Below are 14,873 nucleotides of genomic sequence, written 5' to 3' on the forward strand. Positions count from 1 at the left end.
TAAGACATGACCAGGCGACTCGCATACGCGCAGCTGACGAACTCGATCGGCGACGGCGGATTCCTCGTCGTCTCCGCCCTCTACTTCACCCAGATCGTGGGCCTGAGCGCGGCGCGGGTCGGCCTCGCGCTGACCCTCGCCTGGGGCGTCGGAGCCGTCGCGGGCGTCGCGCTGGGACATCTCGCCGACCGCCTGGGCCCGCGCACCACGGCCGTCGTGCTGGCGTCCGCCACCGCCGCCAGCATCGCGATCCTGCTCCTCACCCGGAACTTCGCCGCGTTCGTGCTGGTCATGTGCCTGTACGCGAGCTTCCAGAGCGGCTTGCAGGCGTCCAGGCAGGCACTCCTCGCGGGCCTCACCACCCCGGAGGAACGCACCCGAGCGCGGGCGCGGATCCAGTCGACGGCCAACGCGGGCATCGCGATCGGTGCGGCGGCGGGCGGGTTCGCACTGCACCTGGGCAGCGAGGTCGCGTACACGGCCGTGTTCGTGCTCGACGTGGTCGCGTTCCTCATCGCGGCCATCGTCCTGAGCACGCTGCCGGAGACCGTGATGACCAGGGCGAAGGGCAAGTTCGACGTCCTCAAGGACCGTCCGTACGCGCTGATCACGCTGATCAACGCCGTGATGCTGCTCTACATGCCGCTGCTGAGCCTGATCATCCCGTTGTGGATCGTGCAGCGGACCGAGGCGCCGACGTGGCTCGCGGCCGGGTTGCTGATCCTCAACACCGCGGCGGTCGTGCTGTTCCAGGTTCGGATCGCCCGGCGCGCCACCGGCCTCACCGAGGCCTCGAAGCTCGTGAAGCACTCCGGGCTGATCATGTTCGCGTCCTGCGCGGTCTTCGCCACCACGGCGTTCAGCGTCGGCGCCTGGCCGGTGGCGGCGCTGCTCATCGCGGCCGCCGCACTGCAGGTGCTCGGCGAGATGATGCTCGCCTCCGGCGCGTGGGAGATCAGCTTCGCCCTTGCGCCCGCCGACCGGCAGGGCCAGTACCAGGGCTTCTTCGCGACCGGAACGGCCGTCGCGCGCATGGTCGGCCCGGCCCTGCTCACCACCGTCGTGCTCGGCTGGGGAGCACTCGGGTGGCTCGCGGTCGGCGGGCTGTTCGTCGTGGCGGGTTACGCGATGGGACCGGCGGTGCGCTGGGCCCGGGAGAAGAACTCCACGAGTTCCGGCGCCATGACCGACGACTTGTACATGTGCGTCTGACCGGGCAGCGTCCGGTACTCCGCGTCCGCCCCGAGCACTTCCGAGACGTTCTTCATGGCGTTGCGGAGGTACTCGGGGCTCTTGCCGCCGTCCATCGCGAGGGTCGGCACCTTCACCGTCCAGCGGTCGGCCGGCAGCTTCGAACCGCGGCCGTCGTCGCCGAGGATCGTGAGGTCCCACGGCAGCGTGTGCGCGACGAGCTTGAGCTTCTTCCACACCGGGGTCAGCTTCATGATCGCGACACCGAAGCCGGGCGTGCCGACCATCTTCATGAACGCCGAGAGCATGCCGGAGCGGTCGTCGCGGGCCAGCATGTCGTTCATCTGCCGCACGATGTCCGCGGGCCGCGGCTTGTAGGTGTCGTCCACGACGAACGGCGCCTCGTAGATCGCGAGCCGCGAGATGCCCGGCAGTCGTGACGCCGCTTCGAGGGCCAGCACCGCGCCCGACGAGACGCCGAAGACGAACGCGCTGCCGCCGGCCTCCCTGATCACGGCGTCGATGTCCTCGACCTCGCGCTCCACCGACCACGGCGTCGCGCCGTCACCGGTCTCGCCGCGGCCGCGCCGGTCGTAGGTGTAGACCGTGAAGTTCTTGTCCAGCACCGACGCGAGCTCGGTGGTCGGGCCGAACATGCGGTGGCACATCGCGCCGTCCACGATGATCAGCGCGGGCCCGGAGCCGGTGATCGAGTAGGCGACCTCGGTGCCGTCGGCGGAAGTCGTGAAGCGCGTCATTTCTGCTCTCCCAAGGTGGTGTCGAGGAAGTCCTGCCAGTCCTGTTCGGACTCGTCGCCCTCGAAGACGTTGTGTGCGGCGATGACCGGGCCGAAGAACCCGCGCATGAACCGGTACATGCCCTTGTCGGTGCGCAGCGCGAGAGTGTGGGCGTTGCGGTGGAACTCGACGGCGTCCGGGAGCTTCTCGGCCAGAGCCTCGTCGAGCTTCTTCCAGGCCTCGTCCCAGTCCGTGATCATCGGCCCGAAGACCGTGAGCGGACGGGCCGTGCGGCCGGGGAAGTGCGTCAGGTACTCGAGCAGCGTGCGCCGGAACAGTGCTCCGCCCAGGGTCATCGCCTCGAACTCGTCGGCCCAGTCGTCGCCGGGCAGGAAGCCGCTCGTGACCATCCGCAGCACGGTGCTGCTGTGCTCGCGGCCCTCGACGAGGAACTCGTAGGCGACGAACCGGCCGTCGGGCGCCTTGCCGCTGTCGTACGCGAAGTGCCGCCCCGGTTCGGCCGCGGTGACCGCGCTCGTCGGCTCGTACCCGCCGAAGGCCATCTTGACCTGGCCGTTCGCGACCTCGTTGCGACCCATGAACCACGAGTCGATGCCCGGCCCCGTCGCGATGGCCGTCCAGACGTCCTCGACTGACGCCGGCACCTCTAGATCGTCGGTGCTCGTGAACTCGTGGCCCATCGGTTCTCCCTGTCCTGGTTCGTGGATGGTCTCATCCTGCTCCCGACGATTCTCTTCGTCAAGACAGCGAGACTCGTCTTGACAAAAAATATTGTCGGTGGTTCCGTTCTCGCCACACCGAACCTCTGGAGGAACCCATGTCCCGCATCGCCTGTGGCGTCGTCGCCGGTCCGCTCTACCTCGTCGCCGGGTACGCCCAGGCGTTCACCCGCGAGGGCTTCGACCTCTCGCGGCACCCGTTCAGCATGCTCAGCCTCGGCCCGCTGGGCTGGATCCAGATCGCGAACTTCATCGTCAGCGGCGCGTTGTTCCTGGTCGCGGCCACGGGCATGGCGAAGCACACGAGATGGGGAGCGCGGCTCATCGGCCTGATGGGGGCGGGGATGATCCTCGGCGGGGTGTTCGTCGCCGATCCGGCCATGGGCTTCCCCGCCGGAGCGCCGGACGGGCCACCCGCCTCGTTGTCCTGGCACGGCGCCCTGCACGCGGTCGCGTTCGGGCTCGCGATGATCGGCTGGATCGGGGCGTGCTTCGTGTTCGCGCGTAGGCTCGGTGGATGGCTGGCGGTGATGAGCGGCCTGACGGGCGTGCTCCTGGTGGTGCCGATGGCGTTCCTGGGCAACCCCGGCGGGACGGTGCTGCTCTACGTGGTCGCGACGATCGGCTGGGTCTGGACCTCGCTCGTGTCCCTGAGGCTGAACCGGCCTGCCTTCTCGAGCTGATCTGCCCGGAGTGCGGGCGCGTCACCACCGACGAGCACGCGCCCGGCTGCGCCGCCTGTCAGACCAGCTGATGGGCGTGCATCTTGCTGATGTCGTAGGAGACTCCGCAGAACGTGCACTGCAACCCGTACCTGCTGCTGATGGTGAACAGCGGGATGAAGAAGATCGTCGGCTTCGTGTAGCGCCGGAACAGGTTGTGCGCCGACTGCTGGTGGCAGTGCCCGCACACCAGCGACAGCATGCGCAGCTGCTCGATCGTCGTGCGCCAGCCGAAAATGACCATCTGCTCTCCTCGTCCCGGATGTCCTTTTGACGTGTGAGAGCCCCTCTGAGTTGCAGTGGGCCCGCGGAATTCAGAAGGTGGACAGGTGGACACCCTGCTGCGGCCCTGGACCCCGGAAGACGCGCCGATCATCCTGGCCGCGTCCGGCGAACCGATGATGGACCGTCAGTTCACGGCCCTGATCGACTCGTTGCCCGCCGCCGAGGAGTGGATCGCGCTGCTCACGTCCCGCCGGACCGACGACACCGCGTACTCGTTCGCCGTGCTGCACGAGGGCGTGCCGGTGGGCAACGTCGCCGTGTCGAGCGTCGAGCGCCGTCACCTGACCGGGTGGGTCTCCTACTGGATGCGGGAGGAGGCGCGGGGCAAGGGACTGGCGACCAGGGCGTGCCGCGCGGTCAGCGAGTTCGCCTTCTCCGAACTCGGTCTGTTCCGGCTGGAGATCGCGCATCGCCTGGACAACCCTGCTTCCTGCCGCGTCGCGACGGGCGCCGGCTACGCGGTGGAAGGCGTCGAACGGGCCCGGTTGCTCTACGACGGCATTCGCTACGACACCGAGACGCACGCACGGCTCGCCACGGACTGAGGTTCACGCCGCGCCCCGGCGGGGTAGCCGGGAGTGCATGAGCGGACTGCAGGACGAACTGCTGCGGACGTTGGTCAAGGTCGCCAACGCCTTGCGCAGCGCGGAGATCCCCTTTGCGCTGACAGGCGGTTGCGCGGGGTACGCGCGCGGAGGGCCGGCGAGCGAACACGACGTCGATCTCCTCGTGCGCCCGGAGGACGCCGCGGAAGCCGTGCGCGTGCTGGTGAAGCGCGGGCTGCGCGCCGCGGAGCCACCGGAGGACTGGCTGCTCAAGGTCTACGACGGTGATTCGTTGGTGGACCTGCTCTTCCGGCCGAACGAACGCCTCGTCACCGACGAGATCCTCGCGATGGCCGAGGAGATGCCGGTCGGGTCGGTGATGCTGCCGGTCATGCCGGCGACGTTCGTGCTGAGCAGCAAGCTGCTCGTGCTGGACGGGCATCGCTGCGACTTCAGCGAGCTGTTGCCGTTCGCCCGCGCGCTGCGGGAGCAGATCGACTGGGATCAGGTTCGCGAGGAGACCGAGGAATCTCCTTACGCCGAAGCGTTCCTCATGCTCATCGAACGCCTGGACATCATCGGGAGAGACCATGAGTTCCGAGCAGTACCTGGCAGCAAATCTGCGTAGGGCGGTGGCCGAGGACCCGCGCACCGCCGAACTCGGCGTCCGGGTCACCGTGCGCGGTGACCACGTGATGCTCTCCGGAGACGTGGCGTGCGCGGACCGCCGTGCGGCGCTGGAGGAGGTCCTGCACGAGGCCGCCCCCGAACTGACGATCTTCAACGACGTGCGCGTGACACCTGCGGGCGAACCGGAGGGTGAGGAGGACCTGCGATGATCCGAGTCGCCGCCGTCGGGGACATCCACCTCGGCGAGGACATGCGCGGGCATCTCAGGCCGGCGCTCGAGAAGGTCGGTGAGCACGCCGACGTCCTGCTGCTCGCCGGTGACCTGACCCGGCACGGCACGGTCGTCGAGGCCGCCGTCGTCGCCGACGAGTTCGCGGACCTGCCGGTGCCCGTCGTCGCGGTGCTGGGCAACCACGACCACCACGACGACAAACCGCTCGAAGTCACCAAGACTTTGCAGGACAAGGGCATCCACGTGCTGGAGGGCACGACCTTCACCCATCGCGCGAACGGCTGCTCGATCGGCATCGCGGGCGTGAAGGGGTTCGGCGGCGGGTTCGCCGGCAAGTGCGGCAGCGCGTTCGGCGAGCGCGAGATGAAGGCGTTCATCCAGCACACCTGCGAGATCGCGGAGAACCTGGAGGGCGCACTGTCCGAACTGGACACCGACATCAAGGTCGCGCTGACGCACTACGCGCCGGTGCCGGACACGTTGCGCGGCGAACCGCCGGAGATCTACCCGTTCCTCGGCTCGTACCTGCTCGGCGAGGCCATCGACGCCACCGGCACGGATCTCGCCGTGCACGGCCACGCGCACTTCGGCACCGAGCAGGGCATGACGCCGGGCGGTGTGCGGGTGCGCAACGTCGCGCAGCCGATCATCCGCTCCGCCTACACGGTGTACGTGCTGGAAGGGACTTCTTCATGACCGTCGGGGACTTCATCGTCCAACGCCTGCGCGACTGGGGTGTCAAGCAGGTGTTCGCCTATCCCGGCGACGGCATCAACGGGATCGTGGCCGCGTTCGGCAAGGCGGACAACGATCCGAAGTTCATCCAGACCCGTCACGAGGAGATGGCCGCGTTCGCTGCCGTGGGCTTCGCGAAGTTCAGCGGTGACGTGGGTGTCTGTCTCGCGACTTCCGGACCCGGCGCGATCCACCTGCTCAACGGTCTGTACGACGCGAAGCTCGACCACGTGCCGGTCGTCGCGATCGTCGGCCAGACCGCCTGCACCGCGCAGGGCGGCAGTTACCAGCAGGAAGTCGACCTGCACTCGTTGTTCCGCGACGTCGCTTCGTTCCTGGTCGACGTGACGGTGCCCGAGCAACTGCCCAACGCGCTGGACCGGGCGATGCGCACGGCCGCCGCCGATCGCGCGCCCGCCGTGCTGATCATCCCGAACGACGTGCAGGAGCAGGAGTACGCCGCGCCCAAGCACGAGTTCAAGTACATCCCGTCGAGCCCGCCGTCCCGTCCCGCGTCGACCGTCGTGCCTGCCGACGACGAGGTGCAACGCGCTGCCGACGTGCTGAACAGCGGCGAGAAGGTCGCGATCCTGATCGGGCAAGGTGCTCGCGAAGCGTCCGACGAGGTGCGCGCGACCGCCGAGGTGCTGGGTGCCGGCATCGCGAAGGCGTTGCTGGGCAAGGACGTGCTGCCCGACGACCTGCCGTACGTGACCGGATCGATCGGGCTGCTCGGCACCCGGCCGTCGTACGAGATGATGCGCGACTGCGACCGGTTGCTGATCATCGGATCGAACTTCCCGTACTCCCAGTTCCTGCCGAAGTTCGGTGCCGCCAGAGGCGTGCAGATCGACCTCGACGGCCGCGCGATCGGCATGCGCTACCCGACCGAGGTCAACCTCGTCGGCGACGCGGGAGCGACGTTGCGCGCGCTGATCCCGTTGCTGGAGCGCAAGGACGACCGCTCGTGGCGCGAGACGATCGAGGCGAACGTCGAGCGCTGGTGGGAGGTCGTGGAACGGCAGGCGCAGGTGCCGGCCGATCCCGTCAACCCGATGCGGATCGTCTCCGAGCTCTCGAAACGCCTGCCGCACAACGCGATCGTCACCGCGGACTCCGGCTCGGCGACGAACTGGTACGCGCGGCTGCTCAAGATCCGGGGCAACGTGCGGTCGTCGCTGTCCGGCACGCTGGCCACGATGGGCTGCGCGGTCCCGTACGCGATCGGTGCCTCCTTCGCCCAGCCCAACCGGCCGTTGATCGCGTTGGTCGGCGACGGCGCGATGCAGATGAACGGCATGGCGGAGTTGCTGACGCTGAAGCGGTACGGCATCCGTTGCGTCGTCTGCGTGTTCCACAACAACGACCTCAACCAGGTCACGTGGGAGCTGCGCGCGATGGGCGGCGCACCGAAGTTCGAGGAGTCGCAGACACTTCCGGACATCTCGTACGCCGCCTTCGCGCGGTCGATCGGCCTGCAGGGCATCGAGGTCAACGACCCGGCGCAGCTCAGCACCGCCTGGGAGACGGCGCTCGCGTTCGACGGCTCGACCGTGCTCGACGTGCGCTGCGACCCGAACGTGCCGCCGATCCCGCCGCACGCGACGTTCGAACAGCTCAAGGACATGACCGAGGCCGTGCTGCGCGGCGACCCCGACGCGTGGGACCTGATGACGCGCGGGCTCAAGACCAAGATCCAGGAGTTGTTGCCGTGATCACGGGCTATTTCCTTTCCTCGGAAGAACACGGACCGCGTGAGCTGGTCCGGAACGCTCGAATGGCACAGGAGCACGGCTTCGAGTCGTTGTGGATCTCGGACCACTTCCACCCGTGGAACGACGAACAGGGCCAGTCGCCGTTCGTCTGGGGCACGATCGGCGCGTTGTCCGAGGCCGTCACCCTGCCGATCACCACGGCCGTGACCTGCCCGATCGTCCGCATCCACCCGGCCGTCATCGCGCAGGCCGCCGCCACCGCGGCGGTGCAGACCGAGGGCCGGTTCGTGCTCGGCGTCGGCAGCGGCGAGGCGCTGAACGAACACGTGCTGGGCGACCGCTGGCCGTCCGCCGACGTGCGGCTCGAGATGCTGGAGGAGGCGATCGGCCTCATCCGCACGCTGCACCAAGGCGACGAGGTCACCCACCACGGCAAGCACTACACCGTCGAGAACGCCCGCCTCTACACCGTGCCGGAACGCCCGGTGCCGATCTACGTCTCCGCGTTCGGCCCCAAGGCGGTCCGGCTCGCGGCGCGCTGCGGCGACGGCTACGTGTGCGTCGGCCCGGCCGGTGACCTGGTGCAGGAGTACCGCGTCGAGGGTGGACGCGGACCGGCGCAGAGCGGGATGAAGGTCTGCTACGCCGAGTCCGAGGAGGACGCGGTCGCCACCGCACACCGGTTGTGGCCCAACGACTGCCTGCCCGGCGAACTGGCCCAGGTGCTGCCGACGCCCCGCCACTTCGAGCAGGCGTCGGAGCTGGTGACGCCCGAGATGATCGCGAAGGCGATCCCGTGCGGCCCGGATCCCGAGAAGTACGCGGAGAAGGTCAGGGAGTTCGCCGAGGCCGGGTTCGACGAGGTATACGTGCAGCAGATCGGGCCGAACCAGCAGGAGTTCTTCGAGTTCTGGGCGAAGGAAGTCGTGCCGCTGCTGGACGTGTGACGGGCTAGGATCGCGGCATGACCACCAGAAAGGGCCATGCCGCCTAGGCGCCCCGTCCGCGAGCAGCGGACCAGTCAGATCCCCCGATTGTCTTCGGCCGCCCTGCGCGCGATCGCGACGATCGAGCGCACGCACCTGACACCAGGCGAGACCGCCGAGGCACTCGACGGCTGGGCACGGTTCGTGCACGGCCCCGTCCGTGCCATCACCGGCTATGAGCCCGACGACTGCCCCTGCCCTGGTTGTGAGCGGGACGATCCCGTCGTTCGCCGTGCGGCGTTGGGGACGGTCCTGCGTGCTCTGCCGGGCAGACCGGCTCGTGAGTTGCGCGCACTCGTCCGGCCGCTCGACGAGCTCTACCTGGCCCGCTCGCTCCCCGTCCCCGAACACGCCCACATCCGTGCGTTGCTCAACGCGTGAAAGCGCGGCGGGACAAGGATGTCCCGCCGCGCTCCAAGGCAGCGCGACCACCTTCTCGGGCCGTCACCGCCGCCTTATACGAGGATCTCGCCGACCGTGCCGGCACCCACGGTCTTGCCGCCCTCGCGAATCGCGAAGCCCAGCCCGGTGTCCATCGCCACCGCCTTGCCCAGCTCCACCGTGACCTCGACGGTGTCACCTGGCAGGGCCAGCGTCCTGTCGAGCTCCACCACGCCGACGACGTCGCCGGTGCGGAAGTGGAACTGCGGGCGGTAGTTCGACGCGATGCCCGTGTGCCTGCCGCCCTCGGCGTGCGAGAGCAGGTACACGGTCGCGCGGAACCGGGTGTGCGGCGCGACGCTGCCCGGCAGGGCCAGGACCTGGCCGCGCCGGACGTCGCCGCGCTTCACCCCGCGCAGCAGGATCGCGGCGTTGTCTCCCGCCTGGGCCTGCTGCATGGGCTTGCCGAACGTCTCGATGCCGGTGGCCACCGACGACACGGCGTCGCCGAGACCGAGCACCTCGACCTGGTCGCCGAGGCCGAGCACGCCGCGCTCCACCGCGCCGGTCACGACGGTGCCGCGGCCGGTGATGGTCAGGACGTTCTCGATCGGCATCAGGAACGGACCGGAGATGTCGCGCTCCGGCACCGGCACGTGCGAGTCCACGGCGTCGAGCAACGACACCACCGACTGCACCCACTCGGGGTCGCCCTGCAACGCGCGCAGGCCCGACACCCGCACGACCGGGGTGGCGTCGCCGTCGAAGCCGTACTGGGAGAGCAGGTCGCGGATCTCCAGCTCCACCAGGTCGAGCAGCTCCGGGTCGCTCACCGCGTCGGCCTTGTTCAACGCCACCACCACGTACGGCACGCCCACGCGGTGCGCCAGCACCACGTGTTCGCGCGTCTGCGGCATCGTGCCGTCCTCCGCGGACACCACGAGGATCGCGCCGTCCAGCTGCGCCGCCCCTGTGATCATGTTCTTCACGTAGTCGGCGTGGCCGGGCATGTCGACGTGCGCGTAGTGACGCGTCGGCGTCTCGTACTCGACGTGCGCGATGTTGATCGTGATGCCGCGGGCCAGCTCCTCCGGCGCCCGGTCGATCCGGTCGAACGCCGTGAAGGTCGTGCCCGAAGGGTCCTTTTCGGACAGAACCTTGGTGATGGCCGCGGTCAGCGTGGTCTTGCCGTGGTCGACGTGCCCCATGGTGCCGATGTTGAGGTGCGGCTTGGCGCGCACGAACTCTTGCTTCATTGTCCTATGTCCTCGGGAGTCACAGCTGGAGGTTCAGAACCGATGGACCGCTACAACCCTCCTCCAGTGGTCCTGAAGGATGGACTGGAGAAGGGTCAGAGTCGGGCGCCGGCCAGCTGTGCCAGGACAACGGCGAGCGCGTCCGCAGGAACACCTGCGTACGTGTTGTGCTCAGCCGTCAGGAACATGCGTTGATCGTGACAGGCGGTCTGATCCGCTGTCACCTGGTTTTCGCGAGCCCGATCAACGCCCGCGCTGCCGGGCTGTGCGGACCCTCCGCGCGCCAGGCGAAGGCGAGCCGGCTGTGCGGCACGGGATCGGTGATCCGCACGGCGTGAAGGTCACCGACCATCGACTCCGCCAGGATCGCCGGACCGAGCCCGCGCTGCGCCAGCGTGATCACCATTGGCGGCGCGGAGGCCTCGAACGCGATCCGCGGCCGCCGTGATCCGCACGCCGCGTCCAGCGCGCCGCGCAACCCCGTGCCTGGCGGCAGGCTGATCAACCCGCGTTCCAGCAACTCGTCCAGCGGCACGGACTCCCTGCCGTGCCAGGGATCCGAGGCGCAGACCGCGGCCACGAGCGGTTCGTCGGCCAGCACCCGGACCGACAGCCCCTCCGGCTCCCGCCCCGCGTAACCGACGAGGGCGAAGTCCAGCTGACCGTCCACAAGGGACGAGATCAGCGCGTCGGAGTTGGCCTCCGCCAACGTGATCTCGACAGCGGGGAACGAAGAGTGGAACGCCGAGAGCAGCTCGGGCAGGTCCATGATCCCGCAGGACACGACCATCCCGACGCGCACGGCACCGCGCACCAGCCCGGCCATCTCCTCCACGGTCCGCCGCGCCGCCTCCACCGATCCCAGCGCCGCCCGTGCCAACGGCAGCACGGCCGCACCGACGTCGGTCAGCGTGACGGAGCGCCCCGACCGGTCCAGCAGGTCGTGCCCGAGTTCCCGCTCCAGCCGTCGGATCTGCGCGCTGACGCCGGGCTGCGCGACGTGCACCCGTTCCGCGGCTCGCGTGAACGAGCCCGACTCCGCGACCGCGACGAAGTACTCCAGCTGCCGAAGCTCCATAACTAACGATTATAGAGACCAGCACAACCAGATCTTGGACTTATAACACCAGGCCAGCGAAGCTGAAGACATGCAGATCTTCCATCCCGGAGACACCGGCTACGACGAGGAACGCAGCGGTTTCCAGACCGGGCTCCGCCACGAACCACAGGTGATCTTCGCCGTGGAGAACGAGCAGGACGTCGAGGAAGCCGTCGGCCACGCCGAGACCCACGGCCTCGAGTACGCGATCCAGACCACCGGTCACGGCCTGACCACGGCCACGACCGGCGTCCTGATCTCCACCAGGCGCATGAACGACGTCGAGATCGACGTCGGGACCGGCACCGCCAGGGCCGAAGCCGGCGCGGTGTGGCAGCAGGTGATCGAGAAGGCCGCGCCGCACGGCCTCGCCCCGCTCAGTGGCGACGCGAGCGACGTCGGTGTCGTCGGCTACACCCTCGGCGGCGGATTCAGCGTGCTGGCCAGGGAGTTCGGCTTCGCGAGCGACCGCGTCCGCAGGACCGGGAAGGTCGGCGACGTCGTCACCGCCCTGGAGTTCGAGCTCCTGCCGATCGACCAGGTCCACGCGGGCGAGATGTTCTTCGAGGCGCAGCACGCGCCCGAGGTGTTCGAGGCGTTCCACGGCTGGGACCTGCCGGACCACGTCACCCCCGCGCTCACCACCCTCGGCGACGTCGTGCGCGTCACCTTCGCGAGCACGAAACCGTTCGACGTCGACCACCTGCGCGTCGCACCCGCGCTGAAGGAGGAGTTCAGCGCGAAACCGTTCGCGCAGGCAGCCGGCAAACCACTGCCGCCGCACACCTATCAGGGCGACAACGTCCTGCTGAGCGACCTGCCGTTGGAGGCACTGCACAACGCCAGGGAGGCCGCCGCGCGCTCCAGCGCCGAGATCTTCCTCGGCGTGCTGCCGCTCGGCGGGGCTCTCAAGACCGAGGCCACCCACCTCGTCAAGCTCATCTCACCCCGGCTGGGTGTGGAGGAGCAGCACGAAGAGGTGTTCGACCAGCTGCGACCGTTCGTGGTCGGACGGTCGCGGAACTTCCGTTACGCCGTAGGCTGACCGGTATGACCAGTGTGGTTCTCGTGGAGGACCACGACATGGTGGCCGAGGCGATCGGACAGGCGCTGGAACGGGCCGGGTTCACCGTGATCGCCCGTGCGTCCAGTGTCGCCACCGCCCTCGCGGAAACCGTCCGCAGGAGTCCCGACGTCGTCCTCCTGGACCGCCGGCTGCCCGACGGCGACGGCACCGCGCTGATCCCGGACCTCGTCCGGGCCGGCGCCAAGGTGCTGGTGCTGACCGGCGAGGCGACGGCGTCGGTCGCCGCCCGCGTCGCCGAGGCCGGTGGAGCGGGGCTGATCCTCAAGTCGGCACGGCTGGACGACCTGGTCGAGGCCGTGCGCAGGGTCGCGGCGGGCGAGGTCGTGTTCGACTCGCGGCTGCTCGCGGGGGTGCTCGACCGGCTGACCGGCCGGGTCAAGGCCGCCGGTGCCACGCTCACCGCACGCGAGCAGGAGACGTTGTTGCTGCTCGCGGACGGTGCGGGCACCGACCAGATCTCGACCAGGCTCGGCGTCGCCCGCAACACCGCGCGCAACCACGTGCAGCGCGTGCTCGACAAGCTCGGCGCGCGTTCGCAGCTCGAAGCGGTGTCGATCGCCCGCCGCGAGGGCCTGCTCGACTGATGCACCTGCACCAGACGGCCTGATCCATCTGCGTCTGCCCAGATCAGTGCCGTTGGTGCACCGTGGTGGAGTGGCCATGGGTCCGCTCATCGAAGCCGTCTTCTCCCTCCCGGAGAACGACCGGCGCGGCGGCGTGGCACTGGCCAGGGACTTCGCCCGCCGCACCGCGCTCGTCTGCGGCTATCGCGGCAACCACGAGGACGTCGTGCTCGTCGTCAACGAACTCGCCACCAACGCCGTCCGCCACGGCAGCGGCCGCCCCGTCGTGCGTCTCTTCGTGGGCGAAGAACAGGTGCTGGTCGAGGTCGCGGACGACGCCGCAGACCTCGGACCCCGCGCCGGCGGCTGGGGCCTGCAACTCGTCGCGACGCTCGGCGAGAGCTGGGGCGTCACCGAACGGGCAGGTCAGAAGGTCGTCTGGTGTGAGCTGACGGCGTAGGCCGCAAGATGAGGCCGTGCAACCGGACGCCTGGCGCGACAGCGATCTGTTCCGCCTGCTCGTGCAGGGGGTCCGCGACTACGCGATCTTCGCGCTCGACCCCCGCGGGCACATCGTGAGCTGGAACGCCGGCGCCGAGCGCATCAAGGGCTACACCGCCGAGGAGATCATCGGACGGCACTTCTCGGCGTTCTACCCGCCGGAGGACGTCAGCTCCGGCAAGCCGGAGTGGGAGCTGCGGGTCGCGAAGGCCGACGGCGCGATCGAGGACGAGGGCTGGCGGGTGCGCAAGGACGGCACCCGCTTCTGGGCGAACGTGATCATCACGGCGCTCCACGACGACGCCGGTGAGCTGCGCGGGTTCGGCAAGGTCACCCGCGACATGACCGAACGGCGGCGCTCCGAGCAGCAGCTCACCGACCGGCGCCGGTTGCTCACCCACCTCGTGGAGGCGCAGGAGCAGGAACGGCAGCGCATCGCGTGGGACGTCCACGACGACACCATCCAGGCCATGGTCGCCGTCGACATGCGGCTGCAACTGCTCGCCCGCAAGCTGCCGGAGGAGCACCGCGAGATGGTCGGGCAGCTCGACGGGGCGGTCCGCGCCACCATCAGCAGGCTGCGCAACCTGGTGTTCCGCGTTCGCCCGCCCGGTATCGAGCGCCAGGGTCTGCGCGACTCGCTGGCCGCGTACCTCGCCGACACCTCCATGGTGGGGGAGATCCGGTACGGGCTCGACCGCGAGCCGGGTGGTGACGCGGCCATCACGATCTTCCGCATCTGCCAGGAGGCGCTGACCAACGTCCGCAAGCACGCGCGTGCGTCGTCGACCGTCCTCGATCTGTCCACTGTGGACCGGGGATTCCTGGTCCGGGTCGTGGACGACGGCGTCGGGATCGCCGGCCTCGACCTGAACACGAGCCACTTCGGCCTGATCGAGATGCGGGAGCGGGCGGTGGCGTCCGGAGGCTGGTGCACCGTGATGGCACGCGAGAGCGGGGGCACTGTCGTCGAGTTCTGGCTGCCGGACGTGCGGCCGTGATCGTCCGCGTGCTGATCGCCGACGACGATCCCCTGATCAGGGACGTTCTGCGCGACGTGCTCGACGACGAGCCGGACCTGGAGGTGGTGGCGGTCGCCGCCGACGCCCGCGAGGCCGTCGAGCTGGCCGAACGGCACGCGCCGGCGGTCGTCGTGCTCGACGTGCGGATGCCGTTCGGCGGTGGCTCGCACGCGGCGTCCGAGATCCTGCAGCGTGCGCCCGGCACGAGGATCCTGGCGTTCTCCGCCTACACCGACGTGGGCGCGGTCGACGAGATGCGCCGTGCGGGCGTCACGGACTACTTGGCCAAGGGTGTGCGCAACACCGAACTGGTCGCCGCCGTCCGGCGGTTGGGAGGACGATAGGTTGTGATGGGGAAGCAACGGCCGTAACGTCGGGGCGGTAGCCGGGTTCAGCAGCGTGCTCGGAGTCCGAGTCTCGTGCGCCTTCGGCCACCGGGGAGTGCT

The 14,873-nt window shown here is 69.3% G+C and carries 19 protein-coding genes; 14 read left to right on the plus strand and 5 right to left on the minus strand.

Features of this window, described 5'->3' with window-relative positions; genetic code table 11:
• The first annotated feature begins 6 nt into the window (after positions 1 to 6).
• On the plus strand, positions 7 to 1,212 hold the full coding sequence (locus ACIQF0_RS35905; protein WP_401037212.1) for an MFS transporter: 1,206 nt from the start codon (positions 7 to 9) through the stop codon (positions 1,210 to 1,212).
• On the opposite strand, the gene ACIQF0_RS35910 is transcribed toward ACIQF0_RS35905, so the two are convergent.
• Together ACIQF0_RS35910 and ACIQF0_RS35915 are read right to left on the minus strand one after the other, a co-directional pair.
• Positions 1,122 to 1,949, minus strand: coding sequence for an alpha/beta fold hydrolase (locus tag ACIQF0_RS35910; RefSeq protein WP_401037214.1), 828 nt, complete (start codon positions 1,947 to 1,949; stop codon positions 1,122 to 1,124). The genes ACIQF0_RS35905 and ACIQF0_RS35910 overlap by 91 nt on opposite strands.
• The gene (locus ACIQF0_RS35915) at positions 1,946 to 2,629 is read right to left on the minus strand and encodes an SRPBCC domain-containing protein (protein ID WP_401037217.1); all 684 of its coding nucleotides are present in this window, start codon (positions 2,627 to 2,629) and stop codon (positions 1,946 to 1,948) included. The genes ACIQF0_RS35910 and ACIQF0_RS35915 overlap by 4 nt, the downstream gene beginning before the upstream one ends.
• 137 nt (positions 2,630 to 2,766) lie before the next feature.
• On the opposite strand from ACIQF0_RS35915, the gene ACIQF0_RS35920 reads away from it, so the two are divergent.
• The gene (locus ACIQF0_RS35920; RefSeq protein ID WP_401037219.1) at positions 2,767 to 3,351 is read left to right on the plus strand and encodes a DUF998 domain-containing protein; all 585 of its coding nucleotides are present in this window, start codon (positions 2,767 to 2,769) and stop codon (positions 3,349 to 3,351) included.
• A gap of 58 nt (positions 3,352 to 3,409) precedes the next feature.
• Here the strand turns inward: ACIQF0_RS35920 and ACIQF0_RS35925 are convergent, their stop codons facing one another.
• Positions 3,410 to 3,634 (minus strand): zinc-ribbon domain-containing protein, encoded by a 225-nt coding sequence (locus ACIQF0_RS35925; RefSeq protein WP_360043835.1) that lies wholly within the window; start codon positions 3,632 to 3,634, stop codon positions 3,410 to 3,412.
• Positions 3,635 to 3,719: 85 nt separating this feature from the next.
• Between ACIQF0_RS35925 and ACIQF0_RS35930 the strand changes: the two genes are divergently transcribed.
• From ACIQF0_RS35930 to ACIQF0_RS35960, 7 genes are all read left to right on the plus strand, one after another.
• Complete coding sequence (locus ACIQF0_RS35930) at positions 3,720 to 4,220, plus strand: GNAT family N-acetyltransferase (protein ID WP_360043838.1); 501 nt, start codon at positions 3,720 to 3,722, stop codon at positions 4,218 to 4,220.
• Positions 4,221 to 4,257: 37 nt separating this feature from the next.
• The gene (locus tag ACIQF0_RS35935; protein WP_401037221.1) at positions 4,258 to 4,848 is read left to right on the plus strand and encodes a nucleotidyltransferase family protein; all 591 of its coding nucleotides are present in this window, start codon (positions 4,258 to 4,260) and stop codon (positions 4,846 to 4,848) included.
• Positions 4,811 to 5,059, plus strand: a complete 249-nt coding sequence (locus ACIQF0_RS35940) for a BON domain-containing protein (protein ID WP_093592439.1) — start codon at positions 4,811 to 4,813, stop codon at positions 5,057 to 5,059. The genes ACIQF0_RS35935 and ACIQF0_RS35940 overlap by 38 nt, the downstream gene beginning before the upstream one ends.
• Positions 5,056 to 5,778 (plus strand): metallophosphoesterase, encoded by a 723-nt coding sequence (locus tag ACIQF0_RS35945; RefSeq protein ID WP_360043843.1) that lies wholly within the window; start codon positions 5,056 to 5,058, stop codon positions 5,776 to 5,778. The genes ACIQF0_RS35940 and ACIQF0_RS35945 overlap by 4 nt, the downstream gene beginning before the upstream one ends.
• Positions 5,775 to 7,532 (plus strand): thiamine pyrophosphate-requiring protein, encoded by a 1,758-nt coding sequence (locus ACIQF0_RS35950; protein WP_401037225.1) that lies wholly within the window; start codon positions 5,775 to 5,777, stop codon positions 7,530 to 7,532. Before ACIQF0_RS35945 ends, ACIQF0_RS35950 begins: the two co-directional genes overlap by 4 nt.
• Entirely contained in the window at positions 7,529 to 8,479 is a 951-nt protein-coding gene (locus ACIQF0_RS35955; protein WP_401037228.1) for a TIGR03557 family F420-dependent LLM class oxidoreductase, read from the plus strand. Before ACIQF0_RS35950 ends, ACIQF0_RS35955 begins: the two co-directional genes overlap by 4 nt.
• 87 nt (positions 8,480 to 8,566) lie before the next feature.
• A complete protein-coding gene (locus ACIQF0_RS35960; RefSeq protein ID WP_401037231.1) occupies positions 8,567 to 8,899 on the plus strand; it encodes a hypothetical protein in 333 nt (110 codons plus the stop codon).
• 74 nt (positions 8,900 to 8,973) lie between these two features.
• Here ACIQF0_RS35960 and tuf read toward each other — a convergent pair whose 3' ends face one another.
• Entirely contained in the window at positions 8,974 to 10,155 is a 1,182-nt protein-coding gene (gene tuf, locus ACIQF0_RS35965; RefSeq protein WP_360043855.1) for an elongation factor Tu, read from the minus strand.
• 220 nt (positions 10,156 to 10,375) lie between these two features.
• Complete coding sequence (locus ACIQF0_RS35970) at positions 10,376 to 11,233, minus strand: LysR family transcriptional regulator (RefSeq protein ID WP_401037234.1); 858 nt, start codon at positions 11,231 to 11,233, stop codon at positions 10,376 to 10,378.
• 70 nt (positions 11,234 to 11,303) lie between these two features.
• Here ACIQF0_RS35970 and ACIQF0_RS35975 point away from each other — a divergent pair, with 70 nt between their 5' ends.
• The 5 genes from ACIQF0_RS35975 to ACIQF0_RS35995 all read left to right on the plus strand — a co-directional run bounded on the left by ACIQF0_RS35975 (position 11,304) and on the right by ACIQF0_RS35995 (position 14,771).
• Positions 11,304 to 12,299: an FAD-binding oxidoreductase gene (locus ACIQF0_RS35975; protein ID WP_401037236.1), complete on the plus strand. Its 996-nt coding sequence runs from the start codon at positions 11,304 to 11,306 to the stop codon at positions 12,297 to 12,299.
• 5 nt (positions 12,300 to 12,304) lie between these two features.
• Entirely contained in the window at positions 12,305 to 12,925 is a 621-nt protein-coding gene (locus ACIQF0_RS35980) for a response regulator (RefSeq protein ID WP_401037238.1), read from the plus strand.
• 76 nt (positions 12,926 to 13,001) lie between these two features.
• Positions 13,002 to 13,364: an ATP-binding protein gene (locus tag ACIQF0_RS35985; RefSeq protein ID WP_401037241.1), complete on the plus strand. Its 363-nt coding sequence runs from the start codon at positions 13,002 to 13,004 to the stop codon at positions 13,362 to 13,364.
• A gap of 16 nt (positions 13,365 to 13,380) precedes the next feature.
• Positions 13,381 to 14,406 (plus strand): PAS domain S-box protein, encoded by a 1,026-nt coding sequence (locus ACIQF0_RS35990; protein ID WP_401037243.1) that lies wholly within the window; start codon positions 13,381 to 13,383, stop codon positions 14,404 to 14,406.
• Positions 14,403 to 14,771, plus strand: coding sequence for a response regulator transcription factor (locus ACIQF0_RS35995; RefSeq protein ID WP_360043872.1), 369 nt, complete (start codon positions 14,403 to 14,405; stop codon positions 14,769 to 14,771). The genes ACIQF0_RS35990 and ACIQF0_RS35995 overlap by 4 nt, the downstream gene beginning before the upstream one ends.
• Positions 14,772 to 14,873: the final 102 nt, after the last annotated feature.

The organism is Lentzea sp. NPDC092896 (assembly GCF_044754905.1).
Lineage (GTDB): Bacteria > Actinomycetota > Actinomycetes > Mycobacteriales > Pseudonocardiaceae > Lentzea.

What these genes read in the sequence shown, in the direction of transcription:
- ACIQF0_RS35905 (WP_401037212.1), top strand. Translation starts at nt 7, where the DNA reads ATGACCAGGCGACTCGCATACGCGCAGCTGACGAACTCGATCGGCGAC.
- ACIQF0_RS35910 (WP_401037214.1), bottom strand. Translation starts at nt 1,949, where the DNA reads ATGACGCGCTTCACGACTTCCGCCGACGGCACCGAGGTCGCCTACTCG.
- ACIQF0_RS35915 (WP_401037217.1), bottom strand. Translation starts at nt 2,629, where the DNA reads ATGGGCCACGAGTTCACGAGCACCGACGATCTAGAGGTGCCGGCGTCA.
- ACIQF0_RS35920 (WP_401037219.1), top strand. Translation starts at nt 2,767, where the DNA reads ATGTCCCGCATCGCCTGTGGCGTCGTCGCCGGTCCGCTCTACCTCGTC.
- ACIQF0_RS35925 (WP_360043835.1), bottom strand. Translation starts at nt 3,634, where the DNA reads ATGGTCATTTTCGGCTGGCGCACGACGATCGAGCAGCTGCGCATGCTG.
- ACIQF0_RS35935 (WP_401037221.1), top strand. Translation starts at nt 4,258, where the DNA reads ATGAGCGGACTGCAGGACGAACTGCTGCGGACGTTGGTCAAGGTCGCC.
- ACIQF0_RS35940 (WP_093592439.1), top strand. Translation starts at nt 4,811, where the DNA reads ATGAGTTCCGAGCAGTACCTGGCAGCAAATCTGCGTAGGGCGGTGGCC.
- ACIQF0_RS35945 (WP_360043843.1), top strand. Translation starts at nt 5,056, where the DNA reads ATGATCCGAGTCGCCGCCGTCGGGGACATCCACCTCGGCGAGGACATG.
- ACIQF0_RS35950 (WP_401037225.1), top strand. Translation starts at nt 5,775, where the DNA reads ATGACCGTCGGGGACTTCATCGTCCAACGCCTGCGCGACTGGGGTGTC.
- tuf (WP_360043855.1), bottom strand. Translation starts at nt 10,155, where the DNA reads ATGAAGCAAGAGTTCGTGCGCGCCAAGCCGCACCTCAACATCGGCACC.
- ACIQF0_RS35970 (WP_401037234.1), bottom strand. Translation starts at nt 11,233, where the DNA reads ATGGAGCTTCGGCAGCTGGAGTACTTCGTCGCGGTCGCGGAGTCGGGC.
- ACIQF0_RS35975 (WP_401037236.1), top strand. Translation starts at nt 11,304, where the DNA reads ATGCAGATCTTCCATCCCGGAGACACCGGCTACGACGAGGAACGCAGC.
- ACIQF0_RS35980 (WP_401037238.1), top strand. Translation starts at nt 12,305, where the DNA reads ATGACCAGTGTGGTTCTCGTGGAGGACCACGACATGGTGGCCGAGGCG.
- ACIQF0_RS35985 (WP_401037241.1), top strand. Translation starts at nt 13,002, where the DNA reads ATGGGTCCGCTCATCGAAGCCGTCTTCTCCCTCCCGGAGAACGACCGG.